26 protein-coding genes and 1 pseudogene are annotated in these 20,835 nt (G+C 65.5%); 10 read left to right on the plus strand and 17 right to left on the minus strand.

Translation table 11 applies throughout. The annotated features are described in order from the left end of the window. Positions 1–155: 155 nt before the first annotated feature. The gene (locus tag ACHMXB_RS07625; protein WP_395404160.1) at positions 156–3,767 is read right to left on the minus strand and encodes a DNA polymerase III subunit alpha; all 3,612 of its coding nucleotides are present in this window, start codon (positions 3,765–3,767) and stop codon (positions 156–158) included. After that, positions 3,764–4,129 (minus strand): DUF6504 family protein, encoded by a 366-nt coding sequence (locus ACHMXB_RS07630; RefSeq protein WP_395404162.1) that lies wholly within the window; start codon positions 4,127–4,129, stop codon positions 3,764–3,766. Before ACHMXB_RS07630 ends, ACHMXB_RS07625 begins: the two co-directional genes overlap by 4 nt. A gap of 167 nt (positions 4,130–4,296) precedes the next feature. Here ACHMXB_RS07630 and ACHMXB_RS07635 point away from each other — a divergent pair, with 167 nt between their 5' ends. Then, the gene (locus ACHMXB_RS07635) at positions 4,297–4,683 is read left to right on the plus strand and encodes a hypothetical protein (protein ID WP_003800653.1); all 387 of its coding nucleotides are present in this window, start codon (positions 4,297–4,299) and stop codon (positions 4,681–4,683) included. A gap of 109 nt (positions 4,684–4,792) precedes the next feature. Here the strand turns inward: ACHMXB_RS07635 and ACHMXB_RS07640 are convergent, their stop codons facing one another. After that, a complete protein-coding gene (locus ACHMXB_RS07640; protein ID WP_395404164.1) occupies positions 4,793–5,119 on the minus strand; it encodes a chorismate mutase in 327 nt (108 codons plus the stop codon). Positions 5,120–5,133: 14 nt separating this feature from the next. Here ACHMXB_RS07640 and ACHMXB_RS07645 point away from each other — a divergent pair, with 14 nt between their 5' ends. Next, entirely contained in the window at positions 5,134–5,556 is a 423-nt protein-coding gene (locus ACHMXB_RS07645) for a VOC family protein (protein ID WP_395404166.1), read from the plus strand. Between the two features lie 60 nt (positions 5,557–5,616). Here ACHMXB_RS07645 and ACHMXB_RS07650 read toward each other — a convergent pair whose 3' ends face one another. Beyond that, entirely contained in the window at positions 5,617–6,366 is a 750-nt protein-coding gene (locus ACHMXB_RS07650; protein WP_395404168.1) for an SOS response-associated peptidase, read from the minus strand. Positions 6,367–6,468: 102 nt separating this feature from the next. Here ACHMXB_RS07650 and ACHMXB_RS07655 point away from each other — a divergent pair, with 102 nt between their 5' ends. Beyond that, the gene (locus ACHMXB_RS07655; protein WP_078028863.1) at positions 6,469–6,726 is read left to right on the plus strand and encodes a mycoredoxin; all 258 of its coding nucleotides are present in this window, start codon (positions 6,469–6,471) and stop codon (positions 6,724–6,726) included. A gap of 64 nt (positions 6,727–6,790) precedes the next feature. Here the strand turns inward: ACHMXB_RS07655 and ACHMXB_RS07660 are convergent, their stop codons facing one another. Further along, on the minus strand, positions 6,791–7,036 hold the full coding sequence (locus ACHMXB_RS07660) for a hypothetical protein (RefSeq protein WP_395404170.1): 246 nt from the start codon (positions 7,034–7,036) through the stop codon (positions 6,791–6,793). A gap of 161 nt (positions 7,037–7,197) precedes the next feature. Between ACHMXB_RS07660 and ACHMXB_RS07665 the strand changes: the two genes are divergently transcribed. After that, complete coding sequence (locus tag ACHMXB_RS07665) at positions 7,198–7,560, plus strand: VOC family protein (protein WP_395404172.1); 363 nt, start codon at positions 7,198–7,200, stop codon at positions 7,558–7,560. Positions 7,561–7,629: 69 nt separating this feature from the next. Here the strand turns inward: ACHMXB_RS07665 and ACHMXB_RS07670 are convergent, their stop codons facing one another. Continuing rightward, positions 7,630–8,379 carry a biotin/lipoate A/B protein ligase family protein gene (locus ACHMXB_RS07670; RefSeq protein WP_395404174.1) on the minus strand — a complete coding sequence of 250 codons (750 nt, stop codon included), beginning with the start codon at positions 8,377–8,379 and terminating at the stop codon, positions 7,630–7,632. A 16-nt stretch (positions 8,380–8,395) separates the two neighbouring features. Here ACHMXB_RS07670 and ACHMXB_RS07675 point away from each other — a divergent pair, with 16 nt between their 5' ends. Beyond that, positions 8,396–8,779 carry a DUF2177 family protein gene (locus tag ACHMXB_RS07675; RefSeq protein WP_395404176.1) on the plus strand — a complete coding sequence of 128 codons (384 nt, stop codon included), beginning with the start codon at positions 8,396–8,398 and terminating at the stop codon, positions 8,777–8,779. Positions 8,780–8,789: 10 nt separating this feature from the next. On the opposite strand, the gene ACHMXB_RS07680 is transcribed toward ACHMXB_RS07675, so the two are convergent. Further along, positions 8,790–9,593: a thioesterase family protein gene (locus ACHMXB_RS07680; RefSeq protein ID WP_395404178.1), complete on the minus strand. Its 804-nt coding sequence runs from the start codon at positions 9,591–9,593 to the stop codon at positions 8,790–8,792. 69 nt (positions 9,594–9,662) lie between these two features. After that, positions 9,663–9,947 (minus strand): DUF427 domain-containing protein, encoded by a 285-nt coding sequence (locus tag ACHMXB_RS07685; RefSeq protein WP_395404180.1) that lies wholly within the window; start codon positions 9,945–9,947, stop codon positions 9,663–9,665. Positions 9,948–10,249: 302 nt separating this feature from the next. Here ACHMXB_RS07685 and ACHMXB_RS07690 point away from each other — a divergent pair. The 3 genes and pseudogenes from ACHMXB_RS07690 (at position 10,250) to ACHMXB_RS07700 (ending at position 13,076) form a co-directional block, all read left to right on the plus strand. Then, positions 10,250–11,160 (plus strand): annotated as a pseudogene (locus ACHMXB_RS07690) (phosphodiester glycosidase family protein). Positions 11,161–11,169: 9 nt separating this feature from the next. Next, positions 11,170–12,315, plus strand: coding sequence for a glycosyltransferase (locus ACHMXB_RS07695; protein ID WP_395404182.1), 1,146 nt, complete (start codon positions 11,170–11,172; stop codon positions 12,313–12,315). A gap of 56 nt (positions 12,316–12,371) precedes the next feature. Beyond that, complete coding sequence (locus ACHMXB_RS07700) at positions 12,372–13,076, plus strand: endonuclease/exonuclease/phosphatase family protein (protein WP_395404184.1); 705 nt, start codon at positions 12,372–12,374, stop codon at positions 13,074–13,076. A gap of 18 nt (positions 13,077–13,094) precedes the next feature. Here ACHMXB_RS07700 and ACHMXB_RS07705 read toward each other — a convergent pair whose 3' ends face one another. The 5 genes from ACHMXB_RS07705 to ACHMXB_RS07725 form a co-directional block, all read right to left on the minus strand. Continuing rightward, entirely contained in the window at positions 13,095–15,014 is a 1,920-nt protein-coding gene (locus tag ACHMXB_RS07705) for a DUF5671 domain-containing protein (RefSeq protein ID WP_395404186.1), read from the minus strand. Further along, complete coding sequence (locus ACHMXB_RS07710; protein WP_395404188.1) at positions 14,972–15,451, minus strand: hypothetical protein; 480 nt, start codon at positions 15,449–15,451, stop codon at positions 14,972–14,974. The genes ACHMXB_RS07705 and ACHMXB_RS07710 overlap by 43 nt, the downstream gene beginning before the upstream one ends. A gap of 8 nt (positions 15,452–15,459) precedes the next feature. Continuing rightward, on the minus strand, positions 15,460–15,648 hold the full coding sequence (locus ACHMXB_RS07715) for a DUF1918 domain-containing protein (RefSeq protein WP_102972420.1): 189 nt from the start codon (positions 15,646–15,648) through the stop codon (positions 15,460–15,462). Positions 15,649–15,731: 83 nt separating this feature from the next. Further along, a complete protein-coding gene (locus ACHMXB_RS07720) occupies positions 15,732–16,085 on the minus strand; it encodes a TraR/DksA family transcriptional regulator (protein ID WP_395404190.1) in 354 nt (117 codons plus the stop codon). Beyond that, positions 16,072–16,590 carry an NUDIX domain-containing protein gene (locus tag ACHMXB_RS07725; protein WP_395404192.1) on the minus strand — a complete coding sequence of 173 codons (519 nt, stop codon included), beginning with the start codon at positions 16,588–16,590 and terminating at the stop codon, positions 16,072–16,074. Before ACHMXB_RS07725 ends, ACHMXB_RS07720 begins: the two co-directional genes overlap by 14 nt. A 32-nt stretch (positions 16,591–16,622) precedes the next feature. Here ACHMXB_RS07725 and ACHMXB_RS07730 point away from each other — a divergent pair, with 32 nt between their 5' ends. Continuing rightward, positions 16,623–17,126, plus strand: coding sequence for a metallophosphoesterase family protein (locus tag ACHMXB_RS07730; protein WP_395404194.1), 504 nt, complete (start codon positions 16,623–16,625; stop codon positions 17,124–17,126). A gap of 31 nt (positions 17,127–17,157) precedes the next feature. Here the strand turns inward: ACHMXB_RS07730 and ACHMXB_RS07735 are convergent, their stop codons facing one another. The 4 genes from ACHMXB_RS07735 to ACHMXB_RS07750 form a co-directional block, all read right to left on the minus strand. After that, positions 17,158–17,787 (minus strand): hypothetical protein, encoded by a 630-nt coding sequence (locus tag ACHMXB_RS07735; protein ID WP_395404196.1) that lies wholly within the window; start codon positions 17,785–17,787, stop codon positions 17,158–17,160. Positions 17,788–18,016: 229 nt separating this feature from the next. Continuing rightward, complete coding sequence (locus tag ACHMXB_RS07740) at positions 18,017–18,193, minus strand: CsbD family protein (protein WP_377965689.1); 177 nt, start codon at positions 18,191–18,193, stop codon at positions 18,017–18,019. A gap of 96 nt (positions 18,194–18,289) precedes the next feature. Continuing rightward, a complete protein-coding gene (locus ACHMXB_RS07745; protein WP_395404198.1) occupies positions 18,290–18,730 on the minus strand; it encodes a DUF1810 domain-containing protein in 441 nt (146 codons plus the stop codon). Between the two features lie 8 nt (positions 18,731–18,738). Then, positions 18,739–19,011 carry a hypothetical protein gene (locus ACHMXB_RS07750; protein ID WP_395404200.1) on the minus strand — a complete coding sequence of 91 codons (273 nt, stop codon included), beginning with the start codon at positions 19,009–19,011 and terminating at the stop codon, positions 18,739–18,741. A gap of 426 nt (positions 19,012–19,437) precedes the next feature. Here ACHMXB_RS07750 and ACHMXB_RS07755 point away from each other — a divergent pair, with 426 nt between their 5' ends. After that, positions 19,438–20,808, plus strand: coding sequence for an ammonium transporter (locus ACHMXB_RS07755; protein WP_395404202.1), 1,371 nt, complete (start codon positions 19,438–19,440; stop codon positions 20,806–20,808). Positions 20,809–20,835: the final 27 nt, after the last annotated feature.

Genomic DNA, 20,835 nt, shown 5'->3' on the forward strand with positions numbered 1-20,835 from the left:
GTCTCCTATTCAAAGTTCAGGCTTCGTAGCTTGTGGCGTACGGGGACCACAGCCAGCCTCGTCAATGCTATCTGTTGCGGAAGTGGCGAGCCAAAGCGCCACGGTGGCGGCGAAGCGGAACATGGCGACGCAAGAGCGGAAATGGGAAGGGCCGGTCAGCTTCCCAAGCCGGTGATGGCCAAATTTCTGCTGATGCCCTCCAGGGGTCCCGGCTGCCAGAAGTCCTGTTCAGAATTATCCGGTCCGGCGTCCCCAGGTTCACGATTTCCATGCTCAGCGCTCCCCCGTTCACCGGTTTCCGGTTCGGGAAACGGCAGGGTGTTCACCTGGCTGAGGTCCCAGGCCATGCTGGCGCTGAGGCTGATGCCGCGCGGACCGGTCCGCCGGGTGGTTCCCCTGATCAGCAGCAGTCGGGTCCCGAACAGAAGCGGGCCTGCGTGCTCCTGGGCCTCATGGAAGAACACGGAATCCACGCACCCGGTGCCGTCGTCGATGCTGATGAACACCACACGCCTGCCGCCGCGCATGGGCGGGGTCTGGGTGGCGATCCTCACTCCGGCCACCAGCACCTCCGTGCCATTGCGCAGTTCCAGCAACCTGTCCGCAGTGGTGACGCCAAGTTTGTCCAGGAGCGGCCGGTGGCTGGACATCAGGTGTTCGCTGACGTCAACCGCCATCAGGTCGAGTTCCGCCCGGACGTTCTCCACTGTGGTGGGCTCAGGAAGCCCGGGCTTGACGTTCCGCAGCTCGACATCCCCCAGGGGCAGCGCGAGTTGTCCCTCGATGACCTCGGCGCCTTTCTTTGCCGGCTTGCACTGCAGGCTTTGCAGGTGGTGGACAAGGTCTGCCCGGTTGGCTGTCCCGCCGGATTCCCGGTGCAGCATGTCAAAGGCACCGAGTTGGGCGAGCCGCTTGATGCTGGGTTTACTCAGCCTGGAGCGTGCCCGCAGATCCGCCAGTGAGTCATAGGGCTGGCCTGCAACGATCCTTTTCAGTTCAGTACCGGACAGCCCAAAGATGCCGTTGAGGCTCAGCCGGATGCCCAGCTTTCCCTGGTCCGGGCCCTCCGCGACACGCTCCACCCGGTATTCCGCCGCGCTGCGGTTGATGTCCAGCGGAAGGATGGGGATGCCCATGCGCCGTGCCTCGGCCACAAGGAGTCGCTTGGGGTACATGCCGGGATCGTGCTCCCACAGGCCCGCGAGGAAGGCCTCTGGATGGTGGGCCTTCAGCCACGCTGACTGGTAGGTGGGCACGGCAAAGGCGGCGCCGTGGGCTTTGCAGAACCCGAAGCTGGCGAACGATTTCAGGGTGCCCCAGACCTTGTCCACCACCTCCGGCGAATACTTCCTGGCCTTTGCCTCACGGCGGAAAAACTCCTCCACCTGGCCCTCCTTGACCTCGTCGCTCAGCGCCCGGCGGAACTCGTCGGCTTTCGCCAGCCCGCAGCCGGTCATCACATCAAAGGTCCTCAGGATCTGCTCGTGGAAGACCGTCACCCCGTGGGTTTCCTTCAGTACCGGCATCAGGTCCGGGTGTGGGTAGGTCTCCGGAGCGAAGCCGTGCCGGTGTTCAAGGAAGGGCCGGACCATGTCGGATTTCATGGGACCGGGGCGGAACAGTGAGATGTCGATGATGAGGTCGTTGAACTCGCGCGGGGCCATCTTCCCCACCAGTTCCCGCTGGCCCGGAGATTCGATCTGGAAGCATCCCAGCGTGTGGGTGCTTCTGATCAGCTCATACGTCGGCTCATCATCAAGAGGAACTGCGTTGAGGTCGATCAGGCCATCCTCGGCGATGTAGTCCGGCCCGCAGCCACCAGGCCCAGCGGGATGGGCTCCGGCCGCCACCACTTCAGCCTTGGAGGGGTGGATCCGGATGATCTCCCGCACGGCAAAGGCCATGGCACTTTGCATCCTGACACCAAGGACATCCAGCTTCAGCATGCCCATGGGGTCCATGTCGTGTTTGTCGAACTGGCTCATGGGCAGGCCAAGGCCGCTGGGCTGGACGGGAGTACGGTCCAGCAGTGAGGCATCTCCGAGGATCACCCCGCAGGGGTGCATGGAGATGTGGCGGGGAAGGCGGTCCAGCCGTTCGGTGAGGTCCACCAGCAGGTCCAGCTGCTGGTTCTCAGAGAAGTTTCGCTGTTCCACCCGTCCGGCGAATTCGCGGAGTTCCGGTTTTTCCTCCAGAGCTTCCCGGAACTTCCGTGCCGAAAAGCGCCACAGCTGTTTGGCAATCTCGCCGACATCGCCGTCGTCCATCCCCAAAGCCATGCCGGCGTCCCGCACCGCACCGCGAGCGCGGTAGCCGTTCTGCATGCTCATCAGCGTGACGCGCTGGGAGCCGAACCGGTCAAAGATCTTCCGGTAGACGTTGTGCCGCTCCGCGCTTTCCACATCAATGTCGATATCAGGCAGCGTGGACCGGTCCCCGGAGAGGAACCGTTCGAAGATCAGGTCATGCTGGAGGGGGTTCACCTGGCTGATGTCGATCAAATAGTTGACCAGGCTGGAAGCACCCGATCCCCGTGCTGCAGCCCTCACATTCATGTCCAGGATCATCCGGGAAACCTCGGCTACGGTGAGGAAGTAGGAGGCAAAGCCGAGGCGGGCAATGATCTTCAGCTCATGCTGCAGCCTGGCGCGCATGTCTGCTTCCGCCTTACCGGAGATGCCGGGGAATCGCCGCGCAATTCCGGCCTCGCAGCGCTGGGCCAGTTCTGCCAGCGGGTCCCCTTCAATGCCGATGACGGCGGCCTCGGGCACCACCGGCTGCTTCCAGCCCATGTCGGACACGGGATCCATGCGGCAACGGTCCGCAAGCGCCTCAGTCTGTGCGAGCAGCACCTGGAGATCGGCGGCACCGTAGCCGGCGGCATGGATGATTTCCTTGCCCAGCTCCACCATTTGGTCCGGGGTTTTCAGCCAGCCCTGCCCGTTGGGCTGGAGCAGCGGGGCAGAGGAGAGTTCCGGAAGCGACTTCAGCGTACGGGCCGAATCCAGGACGTCGGCGGTGGCAGCCCCGTCCTCCTCGCAGTAACGGACTGCGTTGGTGAGCACGGCCGGCACGCCATACTCCTGTGCCAGCTTGAGCATGCGGACCGCGTGGGCCGTGCTTAAGGGTTCACCCGGCGCGCTGAGGTGGGTGACGATCTCTGCCCCGACGCTTCCGGCGGGCATGGCGTCCAGCCAGCCCTTGAAAAGGGTGCGGGGCCGGAGGTACCGCCGCCCGCCCAGGGCCAGGCCGACGTCGGAATCCGGGCCCAGCAGCACGGTCAGCACCGGCTTGAGGGTTTCCGGGTCCAGGACGCGTGAAGCGAGCTCAGCCCTGGTGATGGCAACTGGCACCGTTCCCCCGGCCTTGCCCGTGGTGCGGGCGTGTGCGTCGGAGATCAGCCGGCACAGTGCCTTGTACCCCGCACCGTTGTTGTGGCCGTGCGCCAACACTACGACCCGCCCGGTGACTCGTTCCGCCGAAAACCGGGTTTTGGAAAACCGGGCCCCAGCCATCTGCGAATCAGGCATCCCGACCTCATGGTCCGCCTCGTCGGCGAACACTGACAGATCCACGCCGATCACCGGGTCAATCCCGGCAGCCATGCATGCCTTGAGGTGTTTTACGGAGCCGTAGAGGCCGTCCCGGTCCGTGCACCCAAGGGCGGTTGCTCCCTGGGCCGCTGCTGCCTGGGCAAGTTCTTCCGGCCAGGAGACACCGTAGTGGGCGCTGAAGGCGGTGGAAACGTGTAGGTGAGTGAAGCTCATGCTGATTTGTGCTGGGGTACGTCTTTGGGCCGGAGGGCGTCGTGGATCCGGAGCAGCCGCCAGCGTCCGCTGCCGGTATGCCGCACCAGGTCAAGCGTCAAAAGCTCAGATGGGTCTGCAGCCGGATTTTCCGGCGGGCTGCTTCGGCCGGCAGGCAGGACCTGCACGCGCCAGATCTCATGGTCCACAAGCCCGGGCCCGCTTCCCAGCGGGGCACGCCGTTCTTCCGCCCACCACTGGCGGCGTTCGTACCAGCGCATGGGGTCAGCGCAGACCCGGTATTCCCTGCCGCCCCAGCGAAGCTCCGCCGGCTCACCGGTAGGTGCGCAGACGACGTCAACAGACTCGCTGAACGTTCCCATGGGTGCCTCCGGATACCATCTCATCCTGCAGAAATACGCAGTCATTCAATGCAGTCATTCACTGCAGTCATTCGAATATGTATTCGAATAGTTCCAGTCTACGCCGCGCCTGGGACAAAACCTAGATGGGTGTGGACGGACGGCGGCTCACAGGGCAGGATGGTCCCATGAGTTCCAATGACGCGCTCCTGAAGCAGGTAAGCATCGCCGCCAAAGAAAGCACATTGGTGGCCAAGTTCGATATCGACGGCAACATTCCAGCATCGGGCGCCTTTGTTGTGGGGCTCGTGGCTGCCACTCCGGATTATTCTCATCAACGGAGGCTGGGTATCGAGTTCATGAACGGCGAGGCGGTTTCGATCTACTCCTTCAGCCATGACGGCACGGAGGAGAACTTCGACCTCAGCAGCGTTGAGCATTCGGGCAACACCATCACGGGCAACTTCCCCATGAGCACAGTGCTGGGGCTGGACAAGAGCCACCTTATGTCCGCGTTCAGCGAGGCCGACGGGCGGGAATTCCAGTCCGGCGTGCCTGTCGAGGAGAAGCTCTAGAGGGTCAGTGCCCCCGCGAGCGGCGCCGGGCGGCAGCCCGGATCAGCCGGCCCCGCGCCCCGGCGCGCCTGTCAGCTGACGGAACCTGTCCGCAGCCGGTGGCAACAGCTCAGCCGTTGTCGTTGTGGATTTTCATTTCAAGCTCGATGAACTTCGAGATCATGGCCCGGTACGTGGTTTCCACGATGTCCGGGTCTATTTCTTTTTTCTCGGCAGCCAGGCGCACATGCTCGATGACCCGCTCCACGCGTCCCGGCGCCCGCACTTCGGCGTCGTCACCCTTCAGGGTTCCCGCGATGCGGATCAGGCGCTCGCGGCGGGCGATCAGCGTGACGATCTGCTCGTCCACCTCGTCCACAGCAACCCGCACGGCGGCGAGCTGTTCCCGGTCAGCCTGGGCGTTTTTCTCGTCTCCGTGATTTGTGGGCATGATCATGACAGTATCGAACCATGCAGCCCAGAGTCGATTTTATTTCATTGGGAGTGCGCAGCGTGGCCGCCTCCCGGCGCTTCTACGTGGACGGCCTGGGCTGGCCGGTCCACCGTGAGGTTCCCGACGAGGTGGTCTTTATCCAGGCCAACCACGGCCTGATTCTTTCCCTGTGGGATGCCGGGCAGATGCGGGCCGAGGCCGCCGTTGATGCTCCCGCCGCAGTCCCCTGCATTACGCTCAGCCACAACGTCGGCAGCGCCGAGCAGGTAGACCAGGTAATCGCTCAGGCAGAGTCGGCCGGTGCGGCCGTCATCGCCCCTCCCAAGACGCAACCCTGGGGCGGCTATACCGGATACTTCGCCGATCCGGACGGCTTCCGCTGGGAAATTGCCTTCAACCCCACGTGGACAGTGGACGACGGCGGCCAGGTCACCGTCTGATTGCAGGCTCGGCTCTGATTCCGGCAAGGTCCGCTAGCCCGGAACCATTGAAAGTCAGCCTCAGAAAAGTGCCTCCACGGGCTCGATGAGCTCCGGGGAGTTGTTGCGGACGTTGCCCACAGCCTTGCCCACGGAATCCACCCGCCAGCCGGCGGCAACGTCCTTCACCCCGGAACGGACGAGGTCCACCAGGCCGGCAGCGTCGTCAACCTGCGGGTCAAGCCAGGCCGCCATGGTGTCGCGGCTCATCGGCAGCGGGACACGGTCGTGGAGGGCGGTGAGTTCGGCGAACACCGTGCCTTCAGTTCCCGCCGGCGGCGAGTCCGCCGTCATGATCGACATGGAGAGCATCCACTGCGCGGGTTCGCCCGGCGGCACAGACGGGTCCTTCCACCACTCGTACAGTCCGGCGAAGGCCATGGCCGCCTCATCCCGGGGGTGGACGTAATAGGGCTGCTTGCTGCGGCCCTCCCCCTGCTTCCATTCGTAGTAGCCGTCCGCCGGGACCGCGCAGCGCCTCGACTGCACGGCTTTCCGGAACGCCGGCTTCTCCAGGACCGACTCGCTCCTGGCATTGATCATCTTCGCGCCGATGGCCGGGCTTTTCGCCCAGGACGGCACCAGGCCCCAGCGTGCGACATGCAGCTGGCGGACCGTGGCGCCGTCGATAAGCCGTTCCAGGACGATGGGCGCGCCGTCCGTGGGTGCCACGTTCCACGACGGCGGGATTTCGGTTTCGTTCTCAAGCTCGGCGTCGAATTCGGCCAGCAGATCCCCCACTGCCCGGGCCATGACGTAACGTCCACACATGGCACCAGCATGCCATTGCAACAGAGGCTGGGGAATACCGGTGCCCGGGTTACGGTTGTGGGGAAGGAAACCGACAGGACCATATCAATCCGAGGAGAGCCCGTGGACTTTACCCCCGAAGACGGCACCATCACCATGTTCTCGACCACCTGGTGCGGCTACTGCAACCGGCTGAAGAAGCAGCTGGACGCCCAGGGCATCGGCTACACAGAGATCAACATCGAAGAGGTCGACGGCACGGCCGAGCTCGTGGAGCAGATCAACGGCGGCAACCGCACCGTCCCCACCGTCCTCTTCCCGGACGGCACCGCTGCCACGAACCCGTCGGCAGCCGAGGTCAAGAGCAGGCTCGCCGCGTAGGGCTGACGCCACAACCAAGATTCACCAGTAAAGGCACCGGAATCCGGTGCCTTTACTGTTTCGTTCAGACTTTTTCGTCGATCCGGTCCTGCACCGGCCTCCGGGCGTGAGCTCCCGTGCGGCGGGGCTCCTTGCGGCGGGCCAGGAAGGCCCACAGCCTGGTGTCGTCCGCGTGGGTCCGGGGTTCCGGACGGTCCACAGGATTCCCGGGCGCAGCTTCCGGCGGCGCCGGTTCCCGGTGCACCTCAGGCTTCCGGAGGGCATCCTTCCGGGTGTCCCAGCCGAAATCCGCCCGCGATGAATAGCACATCACCGACCTCCTTTTTCAGCGGCTGTTCCTTAATCGTCCTCTCCTGAGCGTTTGAAATCGACAGGTCTGGGTACGAAAAATCCCGGGCGGGCCCCGCCCCCGGCGACGGCCAGTCCAGCGCGTTACAGATCGAGCTCCTTCCCGCGTTCCAAAGGATTGCTGTGAGTCCCGTTTCCCCGCAGATCGGCACCGTCTTTGTCCCCGTCAGCGATATCGAGGAAGCCCGCGACTGGTATTGCGGCATGCTGGGCGTGCCCGCCGATGACAAGGTCCTCCTGGACCATCTGTACATACTCCCCATGGAGGGGGCCGGCCTTGTCCTGGACAGCAAGATCTACTCCCCCGGCGCTGTCTTCCAGGTTCCTGCGTTCCACTTCAACACCGCCGACATCCATGCGGCGCACGCCTTCATGAAAACCCGGGGCGTGGAACTCACCGAAGTCAACGATGACCAGTGGTTCAACTTCCGGGACCCGGACGGAAACGTCCTCATGATCTGCCAGATCCCCCCGGCCACCGAGTGACCCGGACACCGAATAGACTGCTCGGGAACAAACCCGGAACAAACCCGGCACCGCCGGCAGGGTGCAGCGCTAGGCGCGAAGACTGCTGAAGTCCGCCTGCCCCAGCGTGGCGTACTCCGCGTAGGTGCGGACCACCGCGTCCTCGATGGCCTGCACGTCAAGGCCGGGCACAAGGTCGTTGGCCGCGCCGGCGGTCGCGGGATCCCAATCCAACCCCAGGGCCTCGTAGCTGGCCGTCAGCACCTCCCGGATTGGCGCCGAATTTTCCACCACCACGACGGAGCTGAACAGCCAGGCGCCGGACACCACGCGCTGGGCTGTGCCGACCAGCTTGATCCGGTGGTCAGGGGCCCCCGGCGCGAAGCCGTGGACGCTGTATTCGCCCGGGCAGTACTCCCCCGGAATCTCCCCGACAGCGGCGTGCACGCCAACGCTCTGGAGTGCTCCCGCCAGCATTTCGCCGAAAAATGCGAAACGGCCTTTGGCTCCGGCGATCGCATCGCTGTGCGGCTCCACGTGGTCAATGATCAGCGTGCCTTCGTGGTACGCGGCCGCGCGGCCTCCCGCCTTGCGGATCAGCGGCTCGAACCCCATTTCACGGCAGGCCTGGGCGGCGGCGCCGAAGCCGGGCAGGCGGGTGTCGCGCTGGCCGAAGGCAACAGTCGGTGCGGGCCGGTACAGCCGAAGCGTGGATCCGATGTCCCCGGCCCTGGCCTTGCCAAGGAGTTCGATCCCGAAGTCAAGGTCACGGACGGCGCCGAGGGACTGCTCCTGCCGGACGAGGGTCAGAGTCCGTGAATCAGCCCCGGCCTGCTGCATGTTGCTAAGCTCCCTTATGGTCGTGTTGCAATTTTTGGTCGTCGCCGCTGCTTTCGCCGTGATCGACGCCGTGTGGCTCAAGCTCATGAACCCGTTCTACCGCAGCCACATCGGTGAATTGCTGGCCAGCCGGCCCCATCTAGGGTACGCCGTGGCGTTCTATTTGATTTACATTGCGGGCATCGTTTTCTTTGCCCTGCGGCCGGCGCTCGACGGCGGCACCTGGCTGACCGCCGTCGGCCATGGGGCGACGCTGGGCGCCTTCGCCTACGCAACGTACGACCTCACCAACGCCGCGACGCTCAAGATTTGGCCGCTGCAGCTCATCGTAGTGGACATGGCGTGGGGCGCCCTGCTGACCGGCCTCGCCACGCTTGCTGGCTGGCTGGTCTTCCACTAGGCCGCGGCGGTCAGCTCTTCCGCAGCGTGAGGATCTGTTCCGCCCGGCCGAACGGCCCGGACCGGTCATGAAGCACCGTCGAGGTGAGTCCGATGCCGTCAGCACCGAAGGACACGGCATTGTCCAGCCCGAGCCACTCGCCCTCCGGCCGCCGGTACATGTGGATCTGGAGGTCCAGGTTCGGGAAGGCGTAACTGTCCTTGCCCGGAGGCACCCGCGCGGCAATGCCGTTGGCCGTGTCCACGAGCCCCATGAGCCTTGCCATGTCCGTGCTGTCGTTTCTGTCCGTCAGCGGATGGTCGGTGCGCAGCCACACTTTCCCGGCGCCGGGGCGGTGACCTTCCGCCACCCTCATTTCCAGGGAGCGGATGTAGCCTCCCGGCCACACGCTCGCACCATCGTAGGGCTTGCATTCTTCCGGTGAGGGGATGGCGCCGTCCTCGACGGCGGCCACGGCGGCCGTGTCGCTGGTGACCATGCGCCAGGCAGTTGCCCGGATGGCCACGCGCCCGGCCGCCACCAGTTCAGCCTGCAGCAGTTCGATGGTGCGTCCCGGGCGCAGCGTCGCGGTGACGATTTCAAATTCACCGCCGGGGATCAGTCCCAGGATTTCGTAGCTGAGCCTGGCCATCCGCATGTCGTCCCGGGGTTGGTGCCGGTCCAGCCTGTCAGCCAGAAGTCCCGATGCCGGGGCCATGTGCTGTTCGTGGGCGTTCCATGCCCCCTGGGCATGGATGGTGGAGCGGAAGCGCCCGCCGCCCAGGTCCTGGTAGTAGAAGTCGCCGCCGGCGAGTTCCGGGAGTTCAGCAGTCAACGGTGACTCCTTCGAAGCGTGATCGGTTAATCCCGGTTCACTCTATCGCTTCCGGCGTGGGGAGCCGTCTCAGGCCTCGATCCGGACGCCGTGCCAGAACGCCACGTGATCCCGGATGCGGGCAGCTTCGGAGGAGGGATCGGCATAGTACCAGGCGGCATTCTCGTTTCGCAGGCCGTCAACCCGCAGGCTGTAGTAGCTCGCCTCCCCCTTCCAGGGGCAATACGTGGAGTGGGAACTGGCCTCCAGGTATTCGGGGCGCACTGACGCCTTCGGGAAGTAGTGGTTTCCCTCCACCTTCACCGTGGCGTCGCTCTCCGCGATCACTACGCCGTTCCAGACCGCTCTGACCATAGTGACTCCTCTCCAAGTTAGGTTTGCTTGTTCACAACACTCCGCTGTCCGCAATGATTCCTGGCGCAATGATTCCTGGGGCGGGAGGGTCCGGCCGGCCGCGGGCTTTCACAGCTTCCTCAAATGCCCGGCTCACGGCCGGCATAAGTCCGGTCCATACAAATGATGCATGACCTCACAGCAGAACACCTCCACCGAAGAAATTTCCTCCGGCGAAGCCCGGCAACCCGGCGACGCGGCGCACCCGGGGCCCGCCCGGCCCAGCCCGCGAGCGCGGCAAGGCAAGGCCGACGCGCCGGGCCATCCTCGCCGGAGCCCTCGCCCTGACACTGTCCGTGGGCGGCGCCACCGCCTGGGCGCTGGACAGGTTCGTGGTGCAGCACGTGGAAATCTCCGATATGTCCGCCTACGAGGCCTCCCAGGGCGCGTCCTCCGCAACCACGACATTGGGATCGTCCGCCTCTGTCACGGACACCTCCTACACGGCCGACGGCGCCAGCATCAACATCTCCACCGTGGTCACCGGCAGCGGTGACAGCACGGTCACCTACTACGTTGCCGACGTCGTCCTTGACGATGCGACGGCGCTCAAGTCGGCATTCGCCAACGACAGTTTCGGCGAGAACACACCCAGACCACCTCGGAAATCGCGGCTGCCCACAATGCCATCCTCGCCATCAACGGCGACTACTACGGCTTCCGGGACACGGGCATCGTCATCCGCAACGGTGTTGTCTACCGGGACGAGGGCGCCCGCCAGGGGCTGGCCCTCTACCGTGACGGAACCGTGAAGGTCTACGACGAAACCGCCACCAACGCCGGGCAGCTGGTGGCCGACGGTGTCTGGAACACCCTGTCCTTCGGGCCGGCCATCGTCCAGGACAGCCAGATCGTGGACGGCATCGACGACGTCGAGGTGGACACCAACTTCGGCAACCATTCCATCCAGGGCGAGCAGCCGCGCACCGCCGTGGGGCTGATCGACGCGAACCACCTGGTCTTTGTGGTGGCTGACGGCCGCAGCCCGGGCTACAGCGCCGGCGTGACCATGACGGGAATGGCGCAGATCATGAAGGATCTCGGCGTAGAAACGGCGTACAACCTCGACGGCGGCGGCACCTCCACCATGTATTTCAACGGCGCACTGGTCAACAAGCCGCTGGGTGCAAACCGCGAGCGCGGCACCTCGGCCATCCTGTTCATCGGGAAGTGAGGTCCCGCCATGATCATCCTGATCCCCGCCTGCGAGCCGGACACCCAGCTTCTTGACGTGATTGACGCGATCCGCGCAGCAGACCCCGCCCTCAGTCTCGTCATCGTGGATGACGGCAGCGGCCCGGCATACGCGCAGATTTTCGGCGGCGCCCGCCGGGCCGGTGCGCATGTCATCAGCCATCCGGCAAACCGGGGCAAGGGCTCCGCACTGAAAACCGGCTTTGGCTTCATTCTGGACCGCTTCCCCGGCCGGGACGTGGTGTGCGCAGACAGCGACGGCCAGCACAGCGTCGTGGACATCCTCCGCGTGGCCGACCTGGCCGGCACTGACGCCGCCTCCATGGTGCTCGGCGCCCGCACCTTCGCCGGCGACGTCCCCTCACGCAGCCGCTTCGGCAACGCCGCCACCCGGCTGCTGTTCCGGCTGACCACCGGCCAGCGCATCTCCGACACACAGACGGGGCTGCGCGGCTACCCGGCAGCCATGCTGCCCTGGCTCCTGACCGTGGGCGGCGAGCGCTACGAATACGAACTGAACCTCCTGCTCGAGGCCGAGGCGGCCGGGTACGGCATCGCCTGCGTGGGCATCGCCACCATCTATCTGGACCACAACTCCGGATCGCACTTCCGGCCGCTTGCGGACTCAGCACGCATCGATGCCCCCTTGCTGAAGTTCCTGCTGTCGTCCTTTGCCGGTTTCCTGATCGACACCGTCGCCTTCCTTGCCCTCAGCGCGGCTACCGACTCGGTCCTGGCGGCCGTGGTCGGTGCCCGGTGCCTGAGTGCCACAGCCAACTACCTGATCAACCACCGGCTGGTGTTCAAACACGGCCGCGATAAGCCTGCCCGCCAAGCTGCCCACCGAAGTCGCCCTGTTCGCCGTGAGCTACGCCATCAGCAGCGGTTCCTTTTCGCCAAAGCCACACGGTGTACACCGGAGGAACGGCTAAGGTGCAGTCAGGACTGGGCGAGGGCTCCCTCGAGGGCGGCACGGAGCTCGGCACCGTCACGGCCGGAGAGTACACGCAGGGCCACGGACCCGGCGGAAGGTAAGTCAGGCCAGAGGCCGCGGCATCAAGTGGAATCCGGCTTACGTCCGGCGCGGCATATTTGCCTCGCCGGACGCGCGCTTAATGTACGGATCTCCATATGATGATCTGGGTAGACTCGGAGACTGGTCCTTCTAGCAGCCCTCGGAAGAGGTGTTCGATGCGAGTTATTAGCTACAACCTCCGCAAGCACAAGGCAAGCGGTGAACTGATGAGTCTGGCCCGCAACTTTGGGATAGACGTCCTCTGCCTTCAGGAGTGTGACTCATCCGATCTGCCTGACACGCTCGGCCCGCTCCACCTGGCCGACTACACGAAGGGCAACAGGCTGGGCCTGGCCATCTACTACCGGACTGACAGGTTCACTGCCCTGGATACCCAGACCTTCGCCCTGAAGAAGTCGATGCACGACCGCGTGATGGCACCGGCCCATGAGCGGCTGATCGGCACCCGGATGGTGGACAATGAAACCGACCATGAGCTGGTGGTGGGTTCGTTTCACGCCGCCCCGCTCACGGCGTCCAACTCGCTGCGGCGCAAACAGATCCACGCGGCGCATGCGGAGCTGCTGAGCATGGGGACCGGCCTCATGACGCTGATGGTGGGCGACTTCAACTATCCCTTCTTCACCAAGAGCCTTGACACGCACATGAAGAACTCCGGCTACGCCCTGTCCCTGAGCAACCGCAGGACCTACACCCGGTACAAGGTCTTCAAGGGCCACTTCGACTTTGCCACGTCACTGGGCCTCGACATCGAAAGCGTGGAAACGCTCCCCCGCGGGAAGTCGGACCACCTGCCCATCCTGGTGACGGCCGAATACGGCGCCGACCGGTCACCGATCAAGGGGCAGCCCGTTTCCTGAGGCTTTTGTCAGGAGGCTTCACTCATGAGAGGGTGTGGCCCTGTACGGGATGACATCGATCCGGTCGCCAGGTCCCACGACGACCAGCACCCGCTCTGCGCTCACACCTTCCAGCGCGGCCACAAGCGTCCCCGCATCCGCCTGTCCCGCATCCGGCTGTCCCGGATCCGGCCCTGCGGATAAGCCGGACCGCAGCCAGACCGTCACCTCGGCACCGGAGGCTTCACGAATGGCGCGCGACAGCGGAACAGGATCGGAGCCCGTCCCCAGGACGACCTGGCCTATCGTCCGTCGCCCGGTCCGTACAGGACCGGCGTCTTGCACCCCGCCAGCTTCCCGCAGTGAGCCAGTTTCCTGCAGTGAGCCAGCGCCCGCCGGCAGCACCACACGCTCCCTACGCCAGACGCTGCAGTGATAGGAGGCCACGAGCGCCGTGGCGGTCAGCAGTCCGAGCGGCGCCCGGATCCGTCCCACAAGGTTTCCAGACCGCACCGGGTCCAGCAGAAACTCAAACACCTGGTAGCCGACCACCAGCAGGGCGATCAGCGCCACAACTGCACTGATCGCGAAGATAGCCACAAGGTAGATGCGCCGTCCGGCACCGGCGTGGGACGGCAGGCCGCCTGGACCCTCTGTTCCGTCTGCACCATCTGATCCCTCTGCACCGACTGCACCCTCTGTTCCGACTGCATTAGCGGCGCTCGCCGATCCGCGGCGGTCTGCGGGCTGCCAGGCCCTCCACCAGACCCCACCACCCACAACCAGGGCACTGATTCCGCCCAGCAGCAGTGTGCGCGTGCCCGTTCCCGCCAGCGTTGTCTCGGCAAAGCCCAAGGCCGCATTGACAACAACCCCCACACCCGAGGCCGCAGCGGCCACCGCCACGCCGGAAGCCAGCAGCAGCCCCGTCTCCCGCATCTTCTCCGACCGCGCGGCGGTGAGCACCGAGTGGTAGCGCCAGACGAGGCACCCGACAGATGCCGCGGCCAGCCCGGGGCCAAGGGGATCCACGAGCCGGATCATGTCTTCGGAGCGGTCCAGTGCCAGCCGCATCAGGACGAACACTGCCGTGATGGCCCCGGCCATTGCCGTTATGCAGCCGCCGAGCACGCCGAAGACCGCCGCGGCCACGTTGGCCAGCGATGAGGACAGGCGGCGCGCTTCGCCGCGGAGCCAATGCCACCACCAAACCAGGAATCCGCCGCCAGCCCAGATGAGTGACTGCAGCACCGAAACCCACCAGGGCGTCCCCACGTCATGCGTACCTGCCAGCCCCCGCAGCGCCGCATCGAGAAGGCTCCCGAGTGCAGTCACGGCCCCGCCGGCACCTATCAGCAGACCGAACACCGACCCCGCGAGCGCCGGGACGGTGTGCAGCCTGAGCGGGCCCTTGCCACCGTGCTGCCACATCCACCGGTGCCATGCCCAGACGGCCGCCCACACCACACCCGCGGCCAGGGACGAACGCCATTCAAGGCCCTCACCCAACGCACCCGGCGCGCCGGATGCGGCATGGGCCAGCAGCCCGACCAACTGCGATGCAGCGCCGAGCACAGCCGTAAGCGCGGTGATGAGGGCAACGGTGTATACGCCGGCGACGTACAGCCCCCAGGCAACCGAGGAGCGCTCCGCTTCTTCCCCCTGCCGGCGCCACACAAGCCACCACAGGACCGCGGCCAGGGACCCACCGACCAGCGCAAACGCCAGGGACCGGGCGAGGCTGCCGACGTCGTTCCCGGCCAGCCCGGCGCCGGAGGTAAACAGCCGCTCAAGCAGACCTCCCACACCGGAAGCGCCGATCAGCACGAGGACAAAGAGGAGTACAAAGACCACCAGCCGCCGCACCGCGGGCACAGCCGGCGATGATGGTTCGCGGGTGCCGGGCCGGACGGTACTCACGGCTTCGCCGCCGGAACCGGACAGATGGTGAGCTGCCACGGGGCGGTCGCGACGAGCCAGGTGCCGTTGACCCGTTCCAGGCTAAACACGGCCTCGCTCTCGTATTCGGGGTTCCCGAACGGACCGCTCCCGTTGGACGTGGCCAGGACGACGTGAACGTCAGCAGTGCCGGCATGCTCCACGGTGGAGGCCAGCGTAATCCGGAGCGTGCCCGCCGCAGGACGGTCCGCCGGCACGCACGGCCGGTCCGGCTGGCCGGTCCCGGAGCGTCCATCAGTCGTGTAGCGCGCGGCTGCGGCGCCGTCATTGTTCAGGACGGCGGCCGCATACCGCTGGACCACACCCGCCGGCGTATTCTCGGCAAGCGGCTCCGGCCGGCCGCGGAAAAAGACAACAGCGAGCGCCACGGCGACGAGACCGGCGATGATGGCGAGGACTACGATCAGGGTCCGGTCGGGCCGTGACGGTACGGTCATCCGGGCAGCTAGGTGGTGTGGTGCTCGACGGTGAAGTCGCCGCCGGGGTACAGGATGGTCTCGTGACCATCGTCAAAACGGACGTGGTACGGCGGCGCTCCGTCGGCGCCCCGGACTTCCAGAATTTCACCGTGCCGGTCCGAGGACTCCACCGTCCTGCCCCGGATGATGATGCGGTCTCCCTGGGTTGCCTGCATGGCAATCACCTCCCAGCCCTAGAGTACGATGCTCTTTCCTCCGGCGGAACGGCCTGCGGGCATCCTCCGCTGACGGAACGGGTTTAGGCCCGGCCGCCCGTGTGGCGGATGCAGAAAGGGGTCCAGGGGCGGGCCTCCAGCCGCCCCTCGGCGATCTGTTCTCCGCACACGGTGCATATTCCGTAAGTGCCCGCTTCGATCCGCTCGAGCGCAGCGTCCACGTCCGCCAGTCCGGATCGGCTTTGGTCCAGCAGTGCCGACGCCTGCGAGAGTTCGAAGGCGATGGTTGCGCCCTCGGGGTCATGCTCGTCGTCGACGTTGGAGTTCTGCCGAGCTGCATTCGCGGAGGCGATGTCTGCGCTGAGCGCCGGCAAGAGGGCGAGCTTCCTCGCGCGTTCCTCTTCCAGCAGCAGCCGGAACTTTTCAGTGTCCAGCACTGGACCCGTCCAGCAGCCTGCCGCGCAGGTCCGGCCAGGAGGCGGCAAAGGCAGGATGCAGGTTGATGCCGGCCACCTCCTCGACGGGAATCCACAGCAGTTCGATGCTTTCGGGGTCGTTGATGGCCGGCTCGAAGGGCTCCAGCACCCGCACTGCCACGGTGGTGTAGGACCAGTAGCCGACGTCAAACACGGACGTGAAGAGCACTTTGACGCTCTCTTCGGGTACTGCCGCCTCCTCGTGGGCCTCACGCAGTGCGCCTGTCACGGCGTCCTCGCCCTGGTGCAGCGCGCCGCCGGGCAGCCCCCAGGTTCCGCCGTGGTGGCTCCAGGTGGCACGGTGCTGCAGCAGGACGCCCTTGTTAGGGTCATGGGCCAGCAGGCCGGCCGATCCGAAGCGCCCCCAGAATTTCCCCCGGTCGCCCTCCACCCAGGCATCGCCCGGATCGCGGGGGCCAAGGGGACGGCGGGGATCACCGGGTGAGGGTGGAACGATTTTCTCCATCGTCCCAGTCTGCCCCATGGGAAGATGCTTCGATGAGCCTGCGCCTGGTCCTTGTTGCCGACACCCACGTCCCCAAGCGCGCCCGGGCACTGCCCGAGCAGGTGTGGGCCGCCGTCGAGGCTGCTGATGTGGTGTTCCACGCCGGTGACTGGATCAGCGCCGGCCTGCTCGACGAGTTCGAACAGCGCAGCAGGCGCCTGATCGGCGTCTACGGAAACAACGACGGCGACGAGCTACGGCGGCGTTTGCCCGAGACGGCCAGTGTGACGCTCGACGGCGTCCGGTTCAGCATGATCCACGAGACCGGTCAGGCCAAGGGCCGGGAGCAGCGCTGCGAAGCCCTCTTTCCAGATACCGACGTGCTCGTTTTCGGCCACTCGCACATTCCCTGGGACACGGTGGCGCCCGGCGGCCTGCGCCTGCTCAACCCCGGCTCCCCCACCGACCGCCGCCGGCAACCTGTGTGCACGTACATGACCGCCGTCGTCGTGAATGGGCGTTTGGACGACGTCCAGTTGGTGGAGGTCCCCACCTAGGGCTTTCGGCACGGCGGATCCAAGGCTCCTGCTAGCCGTAGGACATGCTCAAAAGAAGCGCCTTAAGGGCCTGGCCCTCGGCGCCGGCGAGCCAGACCTTGGCGGCGTCGTCGTCGGCGAACGCGTTCTGAAAGTTCACCTCAGCCACAAGGACTTCCTCTCCGACACGGATGATTCCGTCAAGCGCGGTGGACTTGCCCTCAGCGGGTGCCCCGGCCGTCAGGTGCATGCGGTAGGTGGGCTTGCCCTCCGTCCGGTCCACATAGAACGAGTAGTTGGCGGCAGGAGCGGGCTGCCCGCTCAGACCCGGGACGGGTTCCGACTCGAAGACGGTCCTGTTCACCGGATGGCTCACCGCGTCTGCCATTTGGCCCAGATACGCGGTGAGCTTATTGGTGCTTTGCGGGTCGGACACGGTTGCAGTACCCGACAGCGACGGCTGCCCGCCGCCCTCGAAATATCCGGCATGCCATTCGACCGGGTACTGGAAGGAAAGCGGGCGGTCAGGGAACGTGAAGGGGATCAGCTGTCCGGAGTATCCGGCAGCGGCGCCTGAGGGGGCGACGGCGGACGGCGGGGTATCGGGCGAAACGCCCTGCGTGGGGCTGGAACCGCAACCGGCCAGGCCAAGTGCAGCGGCCGCCGCAAGTAAAGCAATCAAGTGCGGGCGATGATGGGCAGGGCGCACGATGGTGCCTTTCGATCACTGGGCCGAGGATCTGTACCGTCACTCTGCACGCCGGACAGGGTGGCCGCTAGGCACGCGAGAGTAATTCCATCGAATTGTTATGTACATGCCAACAGGAAAGGGAGCCCTGCCGCGTTACCGGGCGGGACTCCCTTCGCATCTCCGCTGCAGACGGAGAGTCAGGCGTGGTGACCCTGAGTGGTCAGTCCTTCTTGAATGCGTCCTTGACCTTTTCGCCGGCCTGTTTCAGATCGGCCGCGGACTGGTCAGCTTTGCCCTCAGCCTCAAGCCCCGGGTCGTCGCTGGCCTTGCCAGCGCCTTCCTTGGCCTTGCCGCCAAGTTTCTCTGCTGCATTGTCGATTTTGTCGTCCAGACCCATGCCACTGTCCTTCCGTCTGCCCAGCCTGCTGGGTGCAGGCCGGCTCGTGCTCCCAGTCTAAGTCCGCCGGCTGGCGGGGTGAAGGGCAGCTCCCAGTTAGGTGCCCGGGGCGGCCAGCAGCCTGTCAGTGGCGGCGTCGGCTTCCCCGTGGAAATAGTGGTCAAGAACGCGGCGGAACACCTGTTCGTCCGGCGCAGCACGCAGGAACAGCGTCATGGAGGACTGCAGCTTCCGGGCATCGATGCCGCCGAAAATCTCGGCGGCGCCCCGGTTGCCCACGTTATCCACTGCGGTGGCGCACTCGATCAGCCGCGTACCCAGCACGGGATGCTTCAGGTAGGCCCGGGCTTCATCAAGGGATGCGATGGCGTACCGTCTGGAGGTGGCGCTTTGCCCAAGACCCGCTATCTGGGGAAAGACGAACCACATCCAGTGGGTGCGCTTGCTGCCTGCCCTGAGCTCCTCCAGAGCCTGGGCGTAGGTGCCCCCGTCATTCTGCGCGGCGACGAACCGTTCCAGGTGGTGCGGGTCGTTCATGGGGTTTCCTAACTGGAAACGTCCCGCTCGATGTCTTCGGCGAGGCCGTCCACGTCTTCAGGCCGCATGCTGATGCCGGCTTCGTCCAGCCGTTCCTCAAGCACGTGGCTCACCTCGTCTTCCACGTGGCCCAGCCGGATCTCGTCCCGTACGTCCCCGGCGATGTCTTCGACGCTAGCGGAGCTGTCCGCTCCCGCTACGGCATCACCCGCTTCCGCCACAACATCCGCGTGCGGATTCTCAGTGAAGTAGTCATCGCCGGTCGCTGCAGATTCAGTCATATCCCATGGTGGCGGCACCGCTCCGATCGGTCAACAGGTCAGACCGGGTCAACAGGTTAGTCCCGGTCTGACCTGTTAACCCGGGAAACCATCCGGTGCCCGGCAATGGACCCGGACATGGATATGTTTCATTCATGTGCTGGTAACGCGGCGTAACGGCGGCCACCCTCACCGCGGCGTACGGGGATCTGCCAGCGTCTCCGGGCAAAACGGCTGCAGAATCAGCAAAAAGCACCCCCGCCATCAGGTGCCGTTAACAAACTCGAAACACTGCAGTCACGCGGGCTTTACGTAGACGCGCTTTTTGAAACCCCCGTGTAACTTTCCACGCCCAGACCCGAAACATAAATCCACGAATATCAATGAGGGGCGTGGCGCCGGCATCAGCGGTCCGCGGAAAATGAGTTTCCTGGGAAGGGAAAGCGCGTGGAAATCACTGCGGCGAACGTTTGGATGATGGTGTCGGCGGCACTGGTGCTGCTCATGACCCCGGCACTGGGGCTCTTCTATGGCGGCATGACGCGCGCCAAGGCCTCCCTCAACATGATCATGATGAGCTTCGTCTCCGCCGGCATCGTGGGCGTCGTCTGGGTGCTGTGGGGCTACTCCATGAGCACCGGCGAAGGCGTCCTGGGCCTGTTCGGCAACCCGTTCGCCAGCTTCGGCCTGAGCGGCCTCATGGGCACTCCCGACCTCATTAAGGCAGGCTTCGCCGGAACCTTCGCGATCCTCACCGTGGCCCTCATCAGCGGTGCGATCGCCGACCGCGCCAAGTTCACCGCCTGGGTCCTCTTCGTGCCGATCTGGATCACGGCCGTCTACTGCCCGCTCGCCTTCATGATCTGGGGCGGCGGCCTCATGAGCCAGGGCGGAGCCGTAACCGCCATCTTTGGCCAGGTCATCGACTTCGCCGGCGGCGCCGTCGTCGAAATCAGCTCCGGCGTTGCCGCCCTCGTACTTGCGCTGATCGTCGGCAAGCGCCACGGTTTCGGAAAGGACCCGGGGCACCGCCCGCACAACGTCCCGTTCATTATGCTCGGCGCCGGCCTCCTCTGGTTCGGCTGGTTCGGCTTCAATGCCGGCGCCGCCACCACGGCAGAGCAGGCTGGACTGATCTGGGTCAACACCCTGGTTACGCCGTGCGCTGCCATGCTGAGCTGGCTCCTCACGGAGAAGGTCCGCCACGGCCACCCCACCTCCCTGGGCGCAGCGTCCGGTGCCGTCGCCGGCCTCGTGGCCATCACGCCGTCGTGCGCCAACATCAGCCCAGTGGCCGCCATCGGCCTGGGCCTCGTGTCGGGCGTGGCGTCTGCACTCTTCGTCGAACTGAAGTTCAAGTACGGCTTCGACGACTCCCTGGACGTCGTCGGCGTACACCTGGGCTCCGGCCTGGTGGGCACCCTCGCCCTCGGCTTTATCGCCCTGCCAGTGAACGGCGAAGGCGGCGGGCTCTTTTACGGCGGCGGCGTTCAGCAGCTCATCGCCCAGACCGTTGCCGTACTCATCACGCTCGCACTCTCCGGGCTGTTGACCGCAATTATCGGCATCGCGATCCACAAGACCATCGGCTTCCGCGTCAGCCACGAGGCCGAAGTTGCCGGCGTCGACCGGTCCGAGCACGCCGAGAGCGCCTACGAGTTCGGCAGCATGGGGCACAGCCAGTTCCACCCGCTCCGCCAGCACATCGCCGCGTCTCCGGCCCTTCGCCCTGCAGGCACGCCGGGTAACCCGGCCGCGCACGGTGCCGTCTCCCCCGAGGCGGCTGAGGAACTTCAGCCGGCACCGGCTTCCGTCTAGTAGTCCCGCAGTTACTTCTACTGTCGC

Origin of the sequence: Arthrobacter sp. UC242_113, assembly GCF_044054585.1 — a bacterium.
Taxonomy (GTDB): domain Bacteria; phylum Actinomycetota; class Actinomycetes; order Actinomycetales; family Micrococcaceae; genus Arthrobacter.